Annotated in this window: 2 protein-coding genes and 1 pseudogene; all 3 read left to right on the top strand. The window is 68.4% G+C overall.

Annotated features, from left to right (window positions below; genetic code table 11):
* Window positions 1-780: pseudogene (locus KZA10_RS10925) on the top strand (transcriptional regulator); the annotation flags it as partial.
* A gap of 110 nt (window positions 781-890) precedes the next feature.
* The gene (locus tag KZA10_RS10920) at window positions 891-2,441 is read left to right on the top strand and encodes an aldehyde dehydrogenase family protein (protein WP_218682893.1); all 1,551 of its coding nucleotides are present in this window, start codon (window positions 891-893) and stop codon (window positions 2,439-2,441) included.
* 67 nt (window positions 2,442-2,508) lie between these two features.
* On the top strand, window positions 2,509-2,910 hold the full coding sequence (locus KZA10_RS10915; RefSeq protein ID WP_055875388.1) for a DUF779 domain-containing protein: 402 nt from the start codon (window positions 2,509-2,511) through the stop codon (window positions 2,908-2,910).
* Window positions 2,911-3,046: the final 136 nt, after the last annotated feature.

Genomic DNA, 3,046 nt, shown 5'->3' with positions numbered 1-3,046 from the left:
CAGCGCGTGCTCGGCGTGATCGACATCACGGGCGGCCCCGAGGTCGTCTCGCTGCAGGCGCGACTGCTGGTCGATGCCACGGCCCGCGCCGTCGAGTCGGAGCTGATGGTCGCCCGGCTCCGGCAGCGGAGCGAGGGATCCCGACCCCGATCCGCCGCGACGAAGGGACGCACTCCGGTGACCGCCAGGGCGACGCTCCATGTGCTGGGCCGCGACAGGGCGCGGCTGGAGACCGAGTCCGCGCACGACGAGTCGATGATCGAGCTCAGTGCGCGCCACGCTGCGATCCTGCTCATGCTCGCCGTGCATCGCCAGGGCCTCTCGGCCGAGCGCCTGTGCGAGCTCGTCTACGGCCCCGGTGTCTCACCCGACACGCTCCGCCCGGAGATGGTGCGCCTGCGCAAGGTGCTCGAGCGCACCGCCCCCGACCTCGTGCCGGAGTCGCGTCCGTATCGCCTTCCCGTCGCCCTCGACACCGACGCACACGACGTGCTGTCCCTGCTCGATCGCGGCGCGCACCGGGTGGCGCTCACGGCCTATCGGGGTCCGGTGCTGCCCGAGTCGACATCGCCCGGTGTCGAGGAGTTCCGCGAGTCGGTGAGGGCAGCGCTGCGTGAGGCGATGCTGTCCGAGGCGAGTCTCGACGTGCTGCTCTCCTACGCCGAGATCCCCGAGGGTCAAGGCGACGCCGAAACCCTCCGACTGGCGCTGGAGATGCTCCCCGCCCGGTCGCCGAAGCGCGCGGGACTGGTCGCCCGTATCGAGCGTCTCGAGGCCTGACCGAGCCTTGCAACTCGGCGCAACGTTGCGCACCGGGGTGCAACCTCGTGCGACCTACCTTCGAAGGACAGCCGCTGCACCGATGCGCGGCCCCGTCGAAGGAGACTCCCATGAGCATCGTCGAAGAAGACGTGTCCCTCGCCTACGCGGCCCCGGGCCAGCCGGGCGCCCTCGCGAACTACCGGCCGCGCTACGGCCACTACATCGGCGGCGAGTTCGTCGAACCCGTCAAGGGCCAGTACTTCGAGAACGTCAGCCCCGTCAACGGCAAGGCGTTCACCGAGGTCGGCCGCGGCACCAGCGAAGACATCGATCGGGCCGTCGAGGTCGCGTGGCAGGCGTTCGCGGGCTGGGGCAAGACGAGCCCGGCCGAGCGCTCGGTGATCCTCAACAGGATCGCGGACCGGATCGAGCAGCACCTCGAGGAGATCGCCGTCGCCGAGACATGGGAGAACGGCAAGCCGGTGCGCGAGACGCTGGCCGCCGACATCCCCCTCGCCGTCGACCACTTCCGCTACTTCGCCGGCGTGCTGAGGGCGCAGGAGGGCGGCATCAGCCAGCTCGACGAGAACACGGTCGCGTACCACTTCCACGAACCGCTCGGTGTGGTCGGGCAGATCATCCCCTGGAACTTCCCGATCCTGATGGCGGTCTGGAAGCTGGCGCCCGCGCTCGCCGCAGGCAACTGCGTCGTCATCAAGCCGGCCGAGCAGACCCCGGCATCCCTCCTGTTCCTGTTCGACATCATCGGCGACCTGCTGCCGGCGGGTGTCGTCAACATCGTGAACGGGTTCGGGATCGAGGCGGGCGCCCCGCTCGCGCAGCACAAGCGCATCCGCAAGGTCGCCTTCACGGGTGAGACCACGACCGGTCGTCTGATCATGCAGTACGCCTCGCAGAACCTGATCCCGGTCACGCTGGAGCTCGGAGGCAAGAGCCCGAACGTGTTCTTCGAAGACGTCGCCCGCTCGACCAGCGACCCGTTCTACGACAAGGCGCTCGAGGGCTTCACGATGTTCGCGCTGAATCAGGGCGAGGTGTGCACCTGCCCCTCGCGGGCGCTCATCCAGCGCTCGATCTACGACGGGTTCCTCGCGGACGGACTCGAGCGCGTGAAGAAGGTCGTGCAAGGCAACCCGCTCGACCCCGCGACGATGATCGGCGCGCAGGCATCGAACGACCAGCTGGAGAAGATCCTCAGCTACATCGACATCGGCAAGCAAGGCGGCGCGCGCCTGCTGACCGGTGGCGAGCGGGTCGACCTCGGCGGGGATCTGAGCGGGGGCTTCTACGTCGCCCCGACCGTGTTCGAGGGCACGAACGACATGCGCATCTTCCAGGAGGAGATCTTCGGGCCCGTGCTCTCGGTCACCTCGTTCGACGGATTCGACGACGCGATCTCGATCGCCAACGACACGCTCTACGGTCTCGGCGCCGGCGTCTGGAGCCGCAGCGGTGACACCGCCTACCGGGCGGGTCGGGCGATCGAGGCCGGGCGTGTGTGGACCAACACGTACCACCAGTACCCGGCGCATGCAGCGTTCGGCGGGTACAAGCAGTCGGGCATCGGTCGCGAAAATCACAAGATGATGCTCGACCACTACCAGCAGACGAAGAACCTCCTCGTCTCGTATGCAGAGGGCCCGATGGGCTTCTTCTGAGTTCGATCCCCGGGCGGGCGCTGCTCCCTCAGCGTCCGCCCGGCTCCCTCCGCGGAAGGCGGCAGTCATGGTCAGCATCGGCACCTACCAGCGCGTGGACGTGACGGAGGCTGCGGCCTCGCTCATACGCGAGCTGACCGCCCAGCACGGGCCGCTCATGTTCCACCAGTCCGGCGGCTGCTGCGACGGCTCATCGCCCATGTGCTATCCGATCGGGATGTTCATCACGGGGCCGGGCGACGTGCTGCTCGGGGCGCTCGACGTGGGCCTGGCGCAGTCCGTCGAGGTCTTCATGTCGCAGTCGCAGTTCGAGTACTGGAAGTACACGCACCTGACCATCGACGTCGTGCCGGGGCGCGGTGCGGGATTCAGCGTCGAGGGGCCGACAGGGATGCGATTCTTGATCCGCTCGCGGATGCTGAACGACGCGGAGCTTGAGTACTTCGGGCTGGCGTCGCCCTCGGCGTGACTCGAGCGATGTCTCTCGGTCCGCCTGAGTCGGAGCGCCGCGCATGAGCTGCGTGCGGAGATGGTCCAGGAGCTCGTGCATGCGGCTGTGTGCTGTCTCTCGGTCGGCGTCCTGCTGCTCGCGCCCGTCAACGCTC

Origin of the sequence: Microbacterium sp. BF1, assembly GCF_019279095.1 — a bacterium.
Classification (GTDB): Bacteria; Actinomycetota; Actinomycetes; order Actinomycetales; family Microbacteriaceae; genus Microbacterium; species Microbacterium maritypicum.
The sequence above is the reverse complement of the archived record's forward strand: the minus strand, read 5'-3'. Positions and strand labels throughout refer to the sequence as shown.